At 42.8% G+C, this 16,895-nt stretch carries 14 protein-coding genes; 12 read left to right on the top strand and 2 right to left on the bottom strand.

The window, feature by feature from the left end:
• Positions 1–55: 55 nt before the first annotated feature.
• Entirely contained in the window at positions 56–2,140 is a 2,085-nt protein-coding gene (locus tag NXZ84_RS15090) for an SBBP repeat-containing protein (protein ID WP_309495623.1), read from the bottom strand.
• Positions 2,141–2,393: 253 nt separating this feature from the next.
• Between NXZ84_RS15090 and NXZ84_RS05760 the strand changes: the two genes are divergently transcribed.
• From NXZ84_RS05760 to NXZ84_RS05725, 8 genes are all read left to right on the top strand, one after another.
• Complete coding sequence (locus NXZ84_RS05760; RefSeq protein WP_258839305.1) at positions 2,394–2,798, top strand: ArsI/CadI family heavy metal resistance metalloenzyme; 405 nt, start codon at positions 2,394–2,396, stop codon at positions 2,796–2,798.
• Positions 2,799–2,815: 17 nt separating this feature from the next.
• The gene (locus tag NXZ84_RS05755; RefSeq protein WP_258839304.1) at positions 2,816–3,133 is read left to right on the top strand and encodes an ArsR/SmtB family transcription factor; all 318 of its coding nucleotides are present in this window, start codon (positions 2,816–2,818) and stop codon (positions 3,131–3,133) included.
• A gap of 299 nt (positions 3,134–3,432) precedes the next feature.
• The gene (locus NXZ84_RS05750; protein ID WP_258839303.1) at positions 3,433–4,050 is read left to right on the top strand and encodes a hypothetical protein; all 618 of its coding nucleotides are present in this window, start codon (positions 3,433–3,435) and stop codon (positions 4,048–4,050) included.
• Complete coding sequence (locus tag NXZ84_RS05745) at positions 4,051–6,360, top strand: penicillin acylase family protein (protein WP_258839302.1); 2,310 nt, start codon at positions 4,051–4,053, stop codon at positions 6,358–6,360.
• On the top strand, positions 6,341–7,405 hold the full coding sequence (gene chrA / locus NXZ84_RS05740) for a chromate efflux transporter (protein ID WP_258839301.1): 1,065 nt from the start codon (positions 6,341–6,343) through the stop codon (positions 7,403–7,405). Before NXZ84_RS05745 ends, chrA begins: the two co-directional genes overlap by 20 nt.
• Positions 7,406–7,675: 270 nt before the next feature.
• Positions 7,676–8,740 carry a ribosome small subunit-dependent GTPase A gene (gene rsgA, locus NXZ84_RS05735; RefSeq protein WP_258839300.1) on the top strand — a complete coding sequence of 355 codons (1,065 nt, stop codon included), beginning with the start codon at positions 7,676–7,678 and terminating at the stop codon, positions 8,738–8,740.
• Between the two features lie 361 nt (positions 8,741–9,101).
• Positions 9,102–9,884 (top strand): FkbM family methyltransferase, encoded by a 783-nt coding sequence (locus NXZ84_RS05730; protein WP_258839299.1) that lies wholly within the window; start codon positions 9,102–9,104, stop codon positions 9,882–9,884.
• Positions 9,885–9,913: 29 nt separating this feature from the next.
• Positions 9,914–10,696 carry an FkbM family methyltransferase gene (locus tag NXZ84_RS05725; RefSeq protein ID WP_258839298.1) on the top strand — a complete coding sequence of 261 codons (783 nt, stop codon included), beginning with the start codon at positions 9,914–9,916 and terminating at the stop codon, positions 10,694–10,696.
• Positions 10,697–10,843: 147 nt separating this feature from the next.
• Here NXZ84_RS05725 and NXZ84_RS05720 read toward each other — a convergent pair whose 3' ends face one another.
• Positions 10,844–11,179 (bottom strand): DUF2834 domain-containing protein, encoded by a 336-nt coding sequence (locus NXZ84_RS05720; RefSeq protein WP_258839297.1) that lies wholly within the window; start codon positions 11,177–11,179, stop codon positions 10,844–10,846.
• A gap of 301 nt (positions 11,180–11,480) precedes the next feature.
• Here NXZ84_RS05720 and NXZ84_RS05715 point away from each other — a divergent pair, with 301 nt between their 5' ends.
• From NXZ84_RS05715 to NXZ84_RS15210, 4 genes are all read left to right on the top strand, one after another.
• Positions 11,481–13,607: an SBBP repeat-containing protein gene (locus NXZ84_RS05715; protein ID WP_258839296.1), complete on the top strand. Its 2,127-nt coding sequence runs from the start codon at positions 11,481–11,483 to the stop codon at positions 13,605–13,607.
• Between the two features lie 111 nt (positions 13,608–13,718).
• A complete protein-coding gene (locus NXZ84_RS05710; RefSeq protein WP_258839295.1) occupies positions 13,719–14,156 on the top strand; it encodes a hypothetical protein in 438 nt (145 codons plus the stop codon).
• A gap of 264 nt (positions 14,157–14,420) precedes the next feature.
• Positions 14,421–15,974 carry a multicopper oxidase family protein gene (locus NXZ84_RS05705; RefSeq protein WP_258839294.1) on the top strand — a complete coding sequence of 518 codons (1,554 nt, stop codon included), beginning with the start codon at positions 14,421–14,423 and terminating at the stop codon, positions 15,972–15,974.
• Positions 15,975–16,297: 323 nt separating this feature from the next.
• Complete coding sequence (locus NXZ84_RS15210; protein ID WP_396654010.1) at positions 16,298–16,846, top strand: DUF6143 family protein; 549 nt, start codon at positions 16,298–16,300, stop codon at positions 16,844–16,846.
• Positions 16,847–16,895 lie beyond the last annotated feature (49 nt).

Below are 16,895 nucleotides of genomic sequence, written 5' to 3'. Positions count from 1 at the left end.
GGGAGGAGATAAATCCTCCCTTCCTTTTTTGTAAACCGTCTAATAGGATTAGTAGCTATTCGCCGAACTCTCCTTCTCTAATCCCACGAGGCCCTCTTGGTCCTCTTGGCCCTCGTCTACCCCTTGGTCCTCTTACTCCTTGGGCCCCAGTCGCCCCAGTCGCTCCAGTAGGCCCCGTTGCTCCGATGGCTCCTGTACTGCCAGTAGGTCCAGTAGGACCCGTCGGTCCGGTAGCAAGGCGTGTGCCTAGTTTAACAACAAATGCGTCTCGATCTCCTCCGAATTGAGATTGTACCACGCCAGGAGTGGTAGGAAAGTTAGCGGATTGTGTATCTCCTGTTACGTAGGCATTACCGAAGCGATCCAGTGTGATAGCTCTGCCTTGATCAGCGCCACTTCCCCCAAGATAAGTGGAGAAGGAAATTCCCGTTCCAGCAAAACTAATCTGGGTGATGAAAGCGTCATTTGTTCCTCTCAAATTATCTTGAATGGCGTCAGGTGTGATGGGAAAGTTTGTTGACTCTGTATTTCCCGTGGTCCAGGCGCTTCCAAATGAATTGACAGAAATACCAAACCCATCATCCTCGCCAGCGCCACCAAGATACGTGGAATAGACAAGCGCGGATCCACTCGGGTTTAGTTTGGCTACAAAAGCGTCGTTTTGTCCTCCACCAAAGATGGTTTGGAATGCATCGGTTGTAATAGGAAACCCATCTCCAGCTTCTCCTGCGATATATGCTGCACCATCAATATCAATATCGATCGAATTCCCTTCATCATTACCAGGTCCGCCGAGATAGGTGGAATAAATTAAAGCAGTACCAGTCGCATTTAACTTTGTGACAAAAGCATCCTCTACTCCTCCGGCAAACATGGTTTGAAAGGCACCAGATGTAACTGGAAAGTTAGTAGAAGAGGTATCTCCTGCTACGTATGCATTTCCAACCGAATCGACCTTTATGCTTTCTCCTTCATTGGTTCCATCGGAGCCATTTCCACCGAGGTAGGTGGAGTAAGAAAGAGTGCTTCCTGAAGGAGAAAGTTTGGAAACAAATGCATCTGTAGCGCCTGCAAATATTGTTTGAAAAGCACCGGTTGTGACGGGGAAATCAGTGGATGTGGTCTCTCCTGTTACATAGGAAAAACCCAAAGTGTCAACTGCGATACTTTGACCTATATCAGAATTTGATCCACCTAGATAAGTGGAGAAGAGAAGGGAGGATCCCATCGCATTTAGTTTTGTAATGAAAGCGTCAATTCCACCTGCGAGAAAAGTTTGAAAGGCGTTAGAAGTAATCGGGAAATTTGTTGATTCTGTGCTGCCCGTTACATAGGCAGAGCCAGTATCATCGACGGTAATCCCTCGTCCATTATCAATATCGCTTCCGCCAAGGTAGGTAGAGTATATGAGAGACGAGCCAGTTGTATTAAGTTTTGTAACAAAGGCATCTCGGTTTCCACGAAGAGTGGTTTGGAAAGCACCCGAGGTAGTAGGAAAGTTTGTCGACTCCGTAAACCCCGTGATATAAGCAGATCTAAAGGAGTCGACGGCAATGCTATTTCCTCGATCCATATCCATTCCCCCAAGGAAGGTGGAATAAAATACCTCAGGGTCAATAATAAGGGGTTGATCATGATTGTATTCCTCTTCGACGATAAAACGAATGTGGTTGTCTTTATGCAAATAAAAACGAGTGGCAATCTCATGTTCCCGAAATTGTTGGTAGCTTACCGGTTTTCTTTCAAACAAGATTCCACCTGATGTCTGGATGTAGAGGTTTCCTATTGAATCGGGTGTTACTCGGTCTATCCCCTCATAAGAGAGTTGAATATCGCTAATGTGGGCTCCAGGATTCACGATAAATTCGTATTTGAACCTATGCTTTGTACAATAAAAGAGGGCATCAATATTGGGCCACAACTCTTTATATAAGATAGTGTTTTTGCTTCCCTCTTGTTTTTGAATAAGGGTATAAGGGTTGCTCTGATGAAAGAGAAGCGTAATTGTTGGTAACTCTGTATTTTTAGATAAATAAACGGGCTCTATTGAGAAGTGAATCTTCTCAGGAAGAAAAAGATACCCATCCTCTTCGCAATATAAAGCAGCGTATGTGCGGTATTGATGACTCGCTTGTAGCATATTGAGTTCCTCCTTTCACAATTTCCTCTCACTACATTATGTGGATAAGATGTAGGGGGTAACGGTTTATGGCTTTTAATGCCTTGAAAAGGCGATGGTGGAGAGTAGTAGGTAACTTACAACAGGACATAATCTAAAATTACATATTGACACATCAATAAAAATTGATGCATAATAACATTACATCAATAATTTTTGATGTAATGAATTAGTGTTACCCATACCATCATATGAGAAAAAAGGAGCGTGTCAGATGACCTTAAAACCACACGTAGCGATCAATGTTTCAGACCTGGATGCATCTGTTCATTTTTATCGGCATTTGTTTGGGGAAGAACCCGCCAAAGTGCGAGCAGATTATGCAAAGTTTGATTTGGATGAGCCTGCATTAAATTTTACTCTCAATGTAGGTGGGGAAGTACAAGGTGGTATTAATCATTTGGGTATACAAGTAGGATCCAAAGAAGAAGTATTAGCGAGCAAAGAGCGACTACAACAGGCGGGTTTGGCCACTTTTGACGAGATGGACACATCCTGCTGTTACGCTCGTCAGGATAAAATCTGGGTTACCAGCCCTGATGAACATCGGTGGGAAGTCTTTTATGTTAAAGAAGATATAGAGCAGCAAGAAAAAAGTAACTGTTGCACTTCTGCTTAAGGGAAGGAGTAGAAAAAATGGATGAAGCAAAGAGCAGCTCGCTCTCTCTTATTGGGCGTGCACTCGCTGATCCTATCCGCATCCGCATATTAGATTTAATCGCAGCCGGAGAAGTGATGGATAAAGAGACTTGTTGTTCCATCGGTATGTGCGTTTGTGACCTACAAGAGGCATTGGATTTAAAACAGTCAAAGGTATCGTACCATTTAAGAGAGCTCAAACAGGCAGACCTGGTTCATGAGCGCAAGCAAGGAAAGTGGAACTATTACACTATTAATACAGTCACACTACAAGCATTTTGCCAGGATCTCTCACATCGGTTTCACCTTGCGTAAACATAAATAAAAGAGCCGCTTCCTTCAGGAGGCGGCTCTTTTAGAACACGGATAATAACGAAAAAAAGGCTGTATAACCTGCAACAATGAGTCCGACGATTCCGTAGATAATCCAAGTGGCGCACGTTTTTAACAACAAGTGCTCTCACCCCCAACAAAGACGCGGAACGCTTCTTCTATCTTATGAAAGGGGAGGGCGATGGTGTAGGCTAAAAAGGAACAGTGATGAAAATACGACAGGAGGACTATGAATCTTCTCTTTGCCTTAGCTATAATGAAGAAAATGAGGGGGGATAAAAATGGAACACCCATCACCATCGATCAGAGCAGTAGGCCAAGTGAGTACAGATTTTTTGCGGCAAGGGATCACCACATTCGATGAAGCGAAAGAGTGGGTATGTTCGCTCCCGTATCAGCGCATATTGGATCCTTCTGATCCGCTTCGTGTTATAACAGAAAGGCGCGGAACGTGTAGTAGTAAGCACGCGTTACTCGCCTTTTTGGCAAAAGAGATGGGACTTCAGCTCCCTTTGATGTTAGGGATTTATCGAATGAATGAACAGAATACTCCCGGGGTGGGAAGGGTGCTACGCTCGTATCAGCTCGCCTATATTCCAGAAGCTCATTGTTATGTGAAAATAGGAGAAAAAAGAGAAGATTATACTCGTCAGGTGACAAGTGATCACTCTCCCTTTGCTGAACTACTTTATGAAGAAGAGATCTCTCCTGATCAAATCGGTCAATACAAAGTTTCGTTACATCAACGTTTTCTGCGTGAATGGAGCTATTCGATTAATACGAGCTACTCATTTTCTGAATTATGGCAGATACGTGAAGCATGCATTGCATCGTTATCGATGCTAAGTAGTAAAAATGGGGTACAGGTGCGAGAATATAATAGGGGAAAGAGTGATTAAATGGAATCAACAGCAGCTCAAGTAAAGCCGAGATGGAAGCGTAAGCGATGGCGTATTCTCTCTGTTAGCTTGATTACACTCCTTCTTGTTACTGGCGTGCCCGCATCATATGGTTATTGGGTGTGGCAAAAAAGCTTGCCCCAAATAGAAGGGGAGCTCCAAGTGGAAGGATTATTGCAGGAAGTCTCCGTGTGGCGTGACACGATGGGAGTGCCTCATATCAAGGCCGGTAACGCTCACGATCTCTACTTTGCACAAGGCTTTGTCACAGCTCAGGATCGTCTGTTTCAAATGGATTTAAGTCGACGACAAGCATCTGGTCAATTGAGTGAAGTGATTGGGGAGAAGACGATTGAGCGGGACAAATTTTTCCGCACGTTGGGCTTGCGACGTGCTGCTGAAGCCTCCGCTAAGATATACTCAGAGGAAACACAGGGGGTAGTTGCTGCATATGCGGCTGGAGTAAACGCCTATATACAGAGGGCGAAAGAAATAGATTCCCTTCCAGTTGAATTCCGTTTGTTAGGTTATGAACCAAAACCGTGGCAAGTAATTGATTCAATTACCATTAGTAAATACATGGCCTATGATTTGGGTGGTCACTGGGAGGGGCAAGCATTTCGTTACTACCTCCTGCAAAATTTCTCAAAGGAAAAAGCCTACGATTTGTTCCCTTCTTATCCCGCTGATGCAGATACGATTATGGAAGCAATAGAAGATAGTCCGGTAGATGTGATGACCAGTTTACCATCCGTTCCTATTCCGAGCGAATGGAATGGAAGTAATAACTGGGTAATTGCGGGAAGCAAGACATCGTCGGGGAAGCCAATTTTGGCTAATGATCCACATTTAGACCTAGGTACTCCTTCCATCTGGTATGAAACTCACTTAGAAGCACCTGATCTTGAAGTGGCAGGAGTTATATTTGCTGGTATTCCAGGGATTTTGTTGGGGCATAACCGACATATCGCTTGGGGTGTTACTAATGTAGGGCCTGATGTACAAGATCTCTATATTGAGAAACGAAACCCTGAGAACCCACAAGAAGTGAAGTATATGGATAAATGGGAGAAGATTAAAATAATTGAGGAAAAAATAAAAGTAAAGGAGAGTAACACAATCCCGCACCAGGTTCACATCACGCGTCATGGGCCAATCATCTCAGAGTTTATCGATAATGACATTTCGGATAGCGCATTCTCTTTACGGTGGACTGCTTTAGACCCCTCTAATGAGATGGAGGCTGTACTCCGTTTTAACCGTGCGAAAAATTGGGATGAATTTAAAGAAGGGCTTACGTTATTCCATACCCCGGCACAAAACTTCGTCTTTGCGTCAATAGACGGGACGATTGCCTATCGCGCTAATGGATTGATTCCTATTAGAAAAAAAGGGGATAGTATGCTTCCCGTACCAGGATGGACAAATGAATATGAATGGAAAGGATATATTCCATGGGATAAATTGCCTACCCTTCTTAACCCAGATGAAGGGTTTATCGCAACGGCTAATAATAAAGTGATCGACGATGCTTATAGCTTTCATATCTCTAATACATGGGCAGATCCGTACCGTTATCAACGAATCGCGGAGGAGTTACGCAGTAAAAATGATTGGACGGTGAAGGAGAATCAAGCACTACAATTAGATAGTCATAACTTGAGGGCAAAAGAGATGGTTCCTTCTTTACTAGTGGAGATAAACAAAAAGAAGAAAGAATTACGTAGAATTGATCAAAAGGCTCTAAAGATATTGATGGAATGGAATTATGAAGATAGTCCAAAGCTTGGAGCTCCTTTACTTTTTCATCTATGGATGGACGAACTAGAAGACCAACTCTATGTTGATATTGATCGTAAGATGATGCCCTTATTTGAGCGTAAAGGGGGGATTACGGATCAGCTTCTGCGCCAAGCGGTTGTAGGCGAACCGGGGCCATGGATAACGGAACAAGGAGGTGTGACAAAATTAGCAATGACTTCCTTTAAAAACGCGGTAGACCGAGCGGTAGAGCTACAAGGGGATTCTCCCGCAGAATGGTCGTGGGGTGAGTACCATCAAGTAAAGTTTCAACATCCTCTCGCCGCTGTTGAGCCTTTAAACTATCTTTTTAATCCGAAATCGTATCCCTTTCGAGGAAGCGAAGTTACAGTCGCTGCTGCTCGTTATGCCAAAAACGGTGAAGTAGTCCATGGTGCCTCGTGGCGGACAGTAGTAGACCTGAATGATCTTAGTCGCAGTTGGAATGTAATTGGCCCAGGTCAAGTAGGGCACCGCTTAAGTCCTTGGTATGATACCATGGTTGGATGAGAAGGCGTATGCCGAATTGGTTGCTTTATGCCAATTTTTGCCGGGTCCAGCTAGTAGTCAGGTTGGGATGGCGATTGGTTTGATCCGAGCGGGGATTCCAGGTCTCATTGCATCATGGATTGGTTTTACTCTCCCCTCAGTCATAGTCCTTACCTTCTTTGCTTTTCTATTACAGCACCTCTCTGTTACAGAAATGGGGTGGATTCACGGATTATTGGTCGCTGCGGTAGTGATTGTGGCTCAAGCATTGTGGGGAATGGCAAAAAATTTAGCTCCAGATCCAGCGCGGGCAACAATGGCTATCTTTGCTGCAATTGTGGCTGTTCTCTGGCAAACGACACTATCGCAAGTGATCATCATTGTGATTGCCGCCCTCATTGGATGGAGATTCCTTCCCCGAAAAGCGATGTCTGTTTCACCTACATTTCAAGTTTCGTTGAGCAAAAAAGTGGCTCTGTTCTCCTGGGTATTATTTTTCGCCGTACTAGGTCTGCTCCCAATGATACGATATGTTTATCCTGCGCAATGGATAGCCATATTAGATAGCTTTTATCGAACAGGTTCACTTGTCTTCGGGGGTGGCCATGTGGTTCTTCCTTTGTTGCAAACGGAAGTGGTTTCAGCAGGTTGGGCAACGACCGACCAGTTTCTAGCTGGATATGGTGCTGCCCAAGCAGTACCGGGACCTCTTTTTACATTTTCCTCCTATTTGGGAGCGCTGGCGAGTGGTTGGTTGGGAGCAATATTGGCTACGGTAGCAATATTTTTACCTTCTTTTTTTATGATAGTGGGGACTTTGCCAATATGGGAGTGGGTTCGTAAGCAGTCAAAATTTCAATCCGCATTACATGGGGTAAATGCAGCTGTTGTGGGCATTTTATTGGCAGCCCTTTACGATCCTGTGTGGATCAAGGCGATTCAGTCTGGAGCTGATTTTAGTCTGGCGCTACTCGTTTTTGCTCTTTTAAAGATCTGGAAACTCCCTCCTTGGTTGGTGGTGGTGCTCGCTGCTATTGGTGGGCATTTCCTCTCTGTGTTAGGATGATCTGATTCCGCGAGGGAAGCGGCTTATTCCTAGCAAATAATTGCGAGTATATGAATCTTGTATTACAATGAAGCTACCTACTTTTTCATTTTAAACTAAAATTAATCGTGATGGATGCGCATAGATGGTTGGATTACATATTAGAAAGGATGATGACGATGATTATATGTAAACAGGCGAACGTAAAAATGATGACGTTGACAGGAACAAAGATGGTGTCGAGGAGAGTAGGTAAAGGATAGAGCGCATCTATCCGCAGGAGGAAGTCTATTGGTAATCGAAAAGCTGGGTTGGAATCAATCTTGGGAGAATATTCGAAGCGAACTAGGATTGGGAGAACGAGCAGTCGGGCGTGTCGCTCTCGAGCATAAACATTTGTATCGTGTATGGACGCAGGAAGGGGAAGTGTTAGCTCACGTCTCCGGGAGTATGCGTTATAAAGCAGAAGGAAGAGAAGCGTACCCTGCTGTTGGGGATTGGGTAGCATTAGATATTCATCCTGAAGAGGAGAAGGGCTATATTCATGCGATCTTACCCCGTAAAAGTCACTTCTCCCGTAAAGTAGCAGGTAATGTGACGGAAGAGCAGATCGTGGCTGCAAATGTAGATACGATTTTCCTTGTACAAGCATTAGATGAAGATTTTCATGTGCGTCGTTTGGAAAGGTATCTTATTGCTGCATGGGATAGTGGTGCTAGCCCAGTTATCATTCTTTCCAAAGCGGATTGCGGTGAGAATGTTGACGAAAAGGTAATGAAAGTTGAAGCAGCTGCTATGGGTGTGCCTATTCATGTGATTAGCGCACAGAGGGATCAAGGATTAGAAGAACTGCTCCCCTATTTAGAAGAGGGGCACACCATTGCGCTCACCGGTTCTTCTGGAGTAGGGAAATCCACCTTGATTAATTGGTTGTATGGGGCAGAGCTTCTACGTACTGGAGCCACCCGTGAGCAAGACGGAAAAGGAAGGCATACGAGCACCCATCGCGAGATGGTTCTTCTTCCTCAGGGTGGAGTATTAATCGATACTCCCGGTATGCGAGAGTTACAACTGTGGGATGGAGACGAAGGTCTTTCCACTACCTTTCAAGATGTGGAACAGTTGGCGATAGGCTGTACATTCCGAGATTGTACTCATCAGCAAGAGCCAGGATGTGCCGTGCAGACAGCTATTGCAACAGATGAATTCTCCCGTGAGCGTTTGGATCACTATCATAAGATGTTGCGCGAAGCAGCATATATAAAAGCCAAAAAGGATAAGCGCTTACAGAAAGAACAGAAGCAGGCCTTGATACGTCAAGTGAAACGCGGGAAAAAATCACCGAAGCGCAGGTAAATATCATAAGGTGGAGCCTACTATAAAAAGTAGGCTCCACCTTATTTTGAAGAAATAAATGATGAATCGTATAGGGGGGGTTAATAATGATAAGAAAATTACGGATGATCATATTTTTCATTCTAGCAATAGGGGCAATCGTGCTTATCGGGATAGGCTTGACTAGAGGGAGTCAATGGTGGAAAGCAGTGAGTACAATGATAGGTAGTCTCATTTTTCTTTGGGGAGGAGAAAAATTGAACGAGTGGGTTGGAAGTAGAAAAGAAAAAGGTAAATTAGCGAGTTTAATGGTTCCAAAGTCACGCCCTTCATGTAATTCTCATAAGATACAGATAGCAATGAGTCAAAGGAGGGCTCTTATTTGTATGGGTCGTATATTGGTAAAAACAAGGTGCTGGTTCGTCCTAAGTATGGTGGAAAACTGATTCTGCCCGCAGATGATCTTAGCCTAACTCCATTGCTACTTACAGAAGGGGAGTATCAACCCGCACTTACTACTATTTTGTCCCAATATGTAGGGAGAGGACAAATTGTTGTTGATGTGGGAGCACATGTAGGTTATTATGCAGTCTTAATGGGGCAACGAGTAGGAACAGAGGGGACATGTATATGTTATGAACCACATCCTACTTTATATCCACTTTTGGCTGAGAATTTAATTCTTAATGGAATTCATACAGAAAGCAATCTATATCCGCTGGCTGCCTACTCCGAGCAAAAAAGAGTGAACTTTCTGCAAGTAGAGCGGTTAACCATGGACTCTACTCTCTCTTCTTCTAAAGAACCGTTATGTCAGGAGGATGAGAATGGTTCAACCATCGAAGTTCAGGGGGTTGCTATATGCGAACATCTCCATCATCTTCCCCATATAGATTTTTTGAAAATAAGTGTGGGACGGAAAGGGATTGATACGCTGTTAGGTTTGGGTGACCTCATGAAAGATAAGATTCGCTTCCTCATCTTCGAATTTGAGCGAAACTTATGGGAAAAAGAGGAGATTTCTGAGTTGCGGGAGCTGTTGTTCATCTACAGACGCAATTATGGTAAACGGCTACTTGAAGTAGAATCGAAGGGAGATTTAGTCGAAGTAGAGGAGCAGAGGGTGATTGAGACTTGTCATTATGCTCAGCTTGTACTTTGTTAAGTAGGAAGTAAAGGAGGAGGAGGATCCAAATGAATGGCACATACCTCGGGAATGATCGAATGCTAATACGCCCCTGTTATGGAGGACGACTACTTATACCTGCAAGTGATCGAAGTATCACTCCTAAGTTGATGGACAAAGGAGATATAGACCCGCACGTCACATCGTTTTTGCTCAAAAATGTCTCCCGCGGTCACACGGTGGTTGACGTAGGGGCGGGTAGTGGATTTTACACGGTACTGATGGGTAGAAGAGTGGGAAAAGAGGGAAGATGTATCAGTTACGAACCTCATCCAACACTTTATTCTTATTTAAGAGATAATCTCATTATAAACGGATTTGGCGAAGAGGTGATCCCATTTCCGTTAGCGGCTTATTCGGAAAATAAAGTGATGAGCTTTTATCAATCTGAACGCTATATTATGTATAGTTCTTTAAAAAACCATCATCCCCAAGATCACCAGCGATTTCCTGATCATTCTCAGCAGATAGAGGTTCAATGTGTAGAGCTGGATGAGCACTTACAGGATTTATCATATATTCATTTACTCAAGCTTGATATTGGGGGCAGTGAATGTCAAGCATTGATGGGCTTAAACAATTTGATGAAGGATAGAGTAGGTATGTTGCTGTTGGAGTATAATCGCGCAAGGTTACAAGATGATATAGCGGATCTACATGAGTTGTTTTCAATATATGAAAAAAATTATGAGAAAAAATTATATGAACTTGATGTAGAAGGTAATCTTGTGAAGACAAACCTTCAACGGATAGTTCAACATAATCGTAATACGAATCTTGTGCTGATATAAGATCATGATAGACACAACAAAGTGTAAGAAGCTGTGTGATCACGCCTTGGTTTAATTAAGGAGTGATCTTTTTTAGTGCGCGCGCATTCACTCTCTTGAAATGACATAAAACCTAAAAAAGTTGGATTTAAATTGATTGGAATATACTTATTCTCTATTCTCTACTTCCTCTTTAGGATAAACATATGAATATCTAAAAAACAAAAATAAAGGTAGAGCTAAAGATAGACCAACTGTAAATAAAGTTAACAGGCAAATCCATGTTTCTTTCATGTTATACTTGCGTGATTCCTTGAACATAAATACCAAGAAAACAACACATGAGACAAAAAAATCAACTGCAAAAAAGGATGAGATCGTGTTAGCAAACAATAATTCAAACAATAAACCGAAATCAAGTCCATTATCCCCTAAGAATTGAATAAGAAAATAATATGGGAACACAGTTCCAATTATCCCTAAGCTTAAATACCATTTTCTCACTGGAAATCCCCCTTAGGTAGTTCATCGTTTTCTCTAGCGCTCGTAAGTTTCTTTCTCCTCTTGTCCGTTAGCCATCTACTTCTTCGAGTTGAGTCTGCATAATCCTGCTTAACCTGTGAACTTTGGTCAACGAACGATCATTCTCCTCTGTGTACGACGATCTTCTCGCATCATATCAGAACATAAAACACCCCAAACGACAGTCATCTTATCCATCGGACGAAAACATGCAGCTGGCTTACCATAAGACAAGGAATGTCAAGCATAGAGTGAAGTATCTCGTGTTGTAGGAGGGGAGTCCATGAATCATATAAGAAATAAGAGTGGGCAATCACTCTTCAATTTCTTCCATCACGTTGATCAGGGGGAGTCTATCTATAGATCGGAACGAAAAGAGGTAAATCTTATGTTATATGCAGACGGAATATGCTATGGGTATGTTCCGTCAAATGCTGGGTTTAAATTTTGTAAATATGTAAATATTCATTTTATTCACTCGTGTAAAGAGATGAAGTTGAGGGGAATCGGGCGCAAGGGGCTTCATATGGGTGACTATACCTATTATGAAGGCGTTGTGTATGAAAACGTATGGCCAGGTATAGATATCGTTTTTTACGGATGTGAGCCATTAAAGTATGACGTACTTGTTCAGCCGGGTTCATGTATCGAAGATATACGCTTTCATTATGAAGGAGGGAGCCATCCTTATATTAACGAAGAAGGAGATCTATATGTCTTTACGAACCAAGGTATGGTAAGGGAACAAAAACCTATTAGCTATCAATGGATAAATGGTAAAAGAATACCGATTTCCACTCATTTTCACCTGTATCCGGATCATACCGTTGGGTTTAAAATAGACGAAGCATACGATCGATCCCAACTGCTTACAATAGACCCGGTTGTTTTTTATGTGTCTTATTTAGGGGGAAGTGGAGTTGATGATGGGCAGGCGATTGCTGTTGATTCTTTAGGTAATGCTTATGTAACTGGAAGTACGACATCTACAAATTTCCCTATTACATCGGGTTCATTTCAAACAATGAATGCTTCTATTGTAGCAATGGATGCCTATATTACGAAATTTAATGCCAGAGGAAATTCTCTTCTTTATTCTACATTTATTGGAGGAAGTTCAGTAGATGTAGGGCTTGGCATTACTGTTGATCTAGTACAAAATGCCTATGTGACAGGCAGTACAGCTTCTTCTGATTTCCCTGTAACGTCAGGGGCTTTTCAGACAGTGCTTGCAGGTTTGGCAGATGCTTACCTTCTGAAGATTAATGCACAAGGGAGCTCGCTTCTTTATTCCACTTATCTAGGGGGTGGATTGGGCTTAAGTATCGGTACTAGCGTGTCTGTTGACAGTGATAATCGAGCGTATATTGTAGGGGATACTGATGCGACTAATTTTCCCACTACATCGGGAGCGTTCCAAACTCTATTTGGTGGCGGCAGAGATGTATTTGTTACGAAAATCAATGATTCAGGAAGCGGTCTTCTCTATTCTACTTTTTTAGGAGGAAGTGGAGAAGATGATGGGAGTGGTATTGCTATAGATCAAAACCAACAAGCCTATGTGACAGGCAATACCACTTCCAGCGATTTCCCCACAACTTCTGGAGCTTTTCAATCAACACCACCTGGAGTTGTAAACGCTTTTATTACTAAGTTAAATTCCACCGGAACCTCACTGCTGTATTCAACGTACCTTGGCGGAAGCTTAGTAACCATGGGTATGGCGATTGATCTTGATGAAGCTAAGAATGCTTATGTGACGGGATTTACTGTATCAACAGATTTTCCGGTAACCAATAATGCATTCCAGACGATGAAATCTACCTCTACCGCTTTTGCACCGACCGCATTTGTTACTAAAATGAATGCAACAGGTAGAAATACAGTTTACTCCACCTATCTAGGTGGTGATGTCGCTCAGATTGGAAATGGAATTGCAGTGGATGATTTTGGAGCTGCCTGGGTAACAGGGGCTACGTTTTCGACGGACTTTCCTATTACTTCCGATGCTTTTCAGGATAGCTTGGCTTCTGCAACCACCACACAATTTTCTTCTGATGTTTTTGTTACCCAGATGAGTTATTCCGGACAAGGAATTTCCTTCTCTTCCTACTTGGGAGGGATAGGCGAGGATACTGGGAGAGATATCGCGGTAGATTTCGATGGGATTGCTTATCTTACAGGCGAAACTTCTTCTACTAACTTTCCAGTCACACTCGCCGCTTTTCAAACAACCAGCCCCTCCACCAATAACAACGAAAGCGCCTTTGTTGCGAAGGTGGGCTCCCTTACTTCTGTAGGTCCACGTGGGGCTACTGGCTCCACTGGACCTAGGGGAATGAGAGGAATTCGTGGACCGCGTGGCCCTAGAGGACCACGGACTAGAGGTGAAGGGGAGTTGAATTTTTAATCGGTGGGTTTAACTCTTACTATATTTTGTGCATTCATACAATCAACAGCAACTCTATTGAATATATTAGTATAGGATAGTTATTTTTAAAATAGAAAGGTAGAGATGTAAATGCCAACGACGTATGGAACAGAGATTACTTTTAATGCAACATCACGCTATTTTCCGGAAAACGGTGATTTTGAACCCCTAATGCAAGTGTCTTTCCAATCCCTTATTTCTGAAAAATTAGCCACGATGCCGACGGGGGCAATACAAAATAGAAATTTTTGGGCTCTATATAACACAATGTCTAAATCTTGGCAAGGATCTGTTATAGCACAAAGAGGAGTGAATGTACCTCGTACCGGACAGCCCATTGTTCGTGTAAATTATGCACCCACTCTTTCAAATATAGCACGGGTCTTATTCCGCGTTTACAGTCCACTTGTTCGAGCAGCTTTTTTTAATCAAGCAACATTGTTTCGAGTAACCGCCTCCTCTAATGTAAGTAATTCTCAATTCTACGAAATTACTAGCCGTAATTCGGATTTAAATATTTCTATCTGATCTACGACAACGCAACCCGTAAGTCCAAAAGATCTACAAAGAAAAAGAATCCTGCGAAGTAAGATATACAAACCGACTCCTTAACGTGTAGGGGGTCGGTTAACTTGTGTCTAAAATATGTCTAAACGTGGGTTTTTCCGAAATGATACCGTGTGATCCCTATCAGGTAGAACAGGTCCATCAAATTATGTTCATATAGTACAAACAGGGCAGCATACCCTATTATCATTGAAAAGAGAAGCGATTCTATGAGGAGATGGTTATGTGGAGTTCGAAAAATTCGTTAACCCACTTCCAATTCCCCCCGTCATCCAGCCTTTTAAGAAAAAAAGGTTATATACGTCCTATAGAGTAGAGATGAGAGAAGGAAAGCATCAGTTTGATCGATCTCTCCCTCCTTCTACCATCTGGGGATACAATGGAATCTATCCAGGACCGACGTTTAATGTAAGAGTCAATGAACGTGTCCGCGTGAAATGGATCAATAACCTTCCTGATCAACAATTTCTCCCTGTTGATACGACAGTCCTTACTCCAGCACAAAAAGAAATCCTCCCAATAACTGGGCTTTCGGTGGTGCATCTACACGGAGGAAGAACGCAAGCCGTATATGATGGTTTTCCCACTGCTTGGTACTCGAAAAACCTTAACCATGTTGGGCCTACATTTTTCTCGGATGTGTTTGAGTACCTAAATGGGCAACGACCGACCACACTTATGTATCACGATCATGCATTTGCCCTTACGAGACTAAATGTTTATGCTGGTCTATTTGGTTTTTATATTATTCGTAGCTTAAAAGAGGAGGCACTCGTACTTCCCCGAGGAGATTTCGAAATGCCCCTAGTGATACAGGACAAGTCATTTAACTTAGATGGATCTTTGTTTTATCCTGATCAACCTGTACCTAACCCTTCAGGGATTATTCCATCGATTGTTCCAGAGTTCTTTGGCGATAACCTCCTTGTGAATGGGAAGCTGTACCCATATCTTGAGGTGGAGCCTCGTAAATACCGGTTTCGAATATTAAATCTGGCCAATGCCCGTTTTTTCCGTATGAGGCTAAGTTCTCAGCAACCCTTTATCCAAATAGGTTCCGATGGCGGACTACTGGCAAAGCCTGTTCGAGTAGAAGAATTGCTCCTAGGGCCTGCTGAACGAGCAGATGTAATTATCGACTTTTCCGGAAACAAAGGGGAAGCCATTACGATTACTAATGATGCCCCTTCGCCTTTTCCAACTGGTACACCCGTTAACAGCAACACGAATATGGTGATGCAATTTCGTGTAACGCTCCCTCTCTCCAGTAGAGATGGAAGTCGTATACCCAGTGTCCTTAGTCGCATTACGCCGCTGAAAAAAACAGAGTCTATAAACACACGTGACATTACACTAGATGAGTCGACCGATCAATTTGGAAGACTTAAGCTACTATTAAACAATACACCTTTTGCAGATTTTGTGACCATTACGCCTACACTTAATACAGTTGAAGTGTGGCGCTTTATAAACACAACTCCTGATTCCCACCCCATTCATGTTCATCTGGTGGAGTTTCAAATCCTGCATAGGCAAAACTTTGATGTTAATCGATTTACACAAACAGGAGAGTTGATATTTACATCCGAGAAAATCCTTCCTGCTCCCAATGAAAGAGGGTTTAAAGATACCGTGCGGGCTGATCCAGGTCAAGTAACAACAATTATTGCTCGCTATGGTCCTTTTAGTGGGAGATACGTTCTTCATTGTCATATTATTGAACATGAAGATTGGGAAATGATGCGTCCTTTTGACGTGATTGATGATTTTGAAGAATGATTGTGTAAATGATCCAATACAACCCCATTACGTCCTCCTCTACCGACACCGCGAGCAAAAGTGAAGTTTAATCCTGCTACTACTAGTCCTATCGTTGGGGGCGCATTCCTTTCCACCCGTCGTCTACCAGGTAATGTCACCTTAATTACTCCAGCTGCGTCTCTAGGAAGCATTATCTTAGCTCCTGGGAGTACACTAGTCTCCATTTTCTCTAGTGATAGCCGTACAGAAGCTATAGAAGGTTTTTCTTGGTGGGAGGTTGCTCTATAAAAGACACGTTTTGACCGATTCTATTCAAAATTTAAAGGAAGGAGGTAAAGGCAATGTCAGACCAATTACAAACTGTGACTACGATTCCTCCTACTCCGGAGTTAATTCGCAGGGTTGAAGGGAAGCATTTTAGTGGGCAATCGGGTTTACTTTCTCCCGAAGGAGCAAGATTCGCTTGGGCAGGTTTGTTTAATCCGCTTCATTCAGGGGTTAATGTGGTTTTAGATACAGCAGAAAAATATAATTTATCATCTCAGCCAATGACAGCTAAAATATTATTTAACGCTCTGCCCACAGGTAGGCAAATTACATCTTCCCAAATCTCCTCAACCAATACCTCTCCACTACGTTCTCCTTCACCCATCCCACGGGCAAAAGTGAAGTTTAATTCCGCTACTACTAGTCCTTTCAAGGGTGGTAAGTTTATTTCCATCCGACGTTTACCAGCAAACTCTACGGTTATCACTCCTATCACATCTCTTGGAAGTGTAATTATAGCTCCTAGGAGTACACTAATCTCTGTATTTATTAGCCCTAGTCCTACAAAAGCCCGTGAAAGTTTCGCCTGGTGGGAGGTACCTTTACAGGAGTGCAGGAAATAAGTTCGTGTTTTTTAGTTTAGAGAGCCATAAAACCAGAAGAGATATATCA

The sequence above is a fragment of the Mechercharimyces sp. CAU 1602 genome (assembly GCF_024753565.1).
Lineage (GTDB): Bacteria > Bacillota > Bacilli > Thermoactinomycetales > JANTPT01 > Mechercharimyces.
This window is presented reverse-complemented; position numbering and strand designations above follow the sequence as displayed.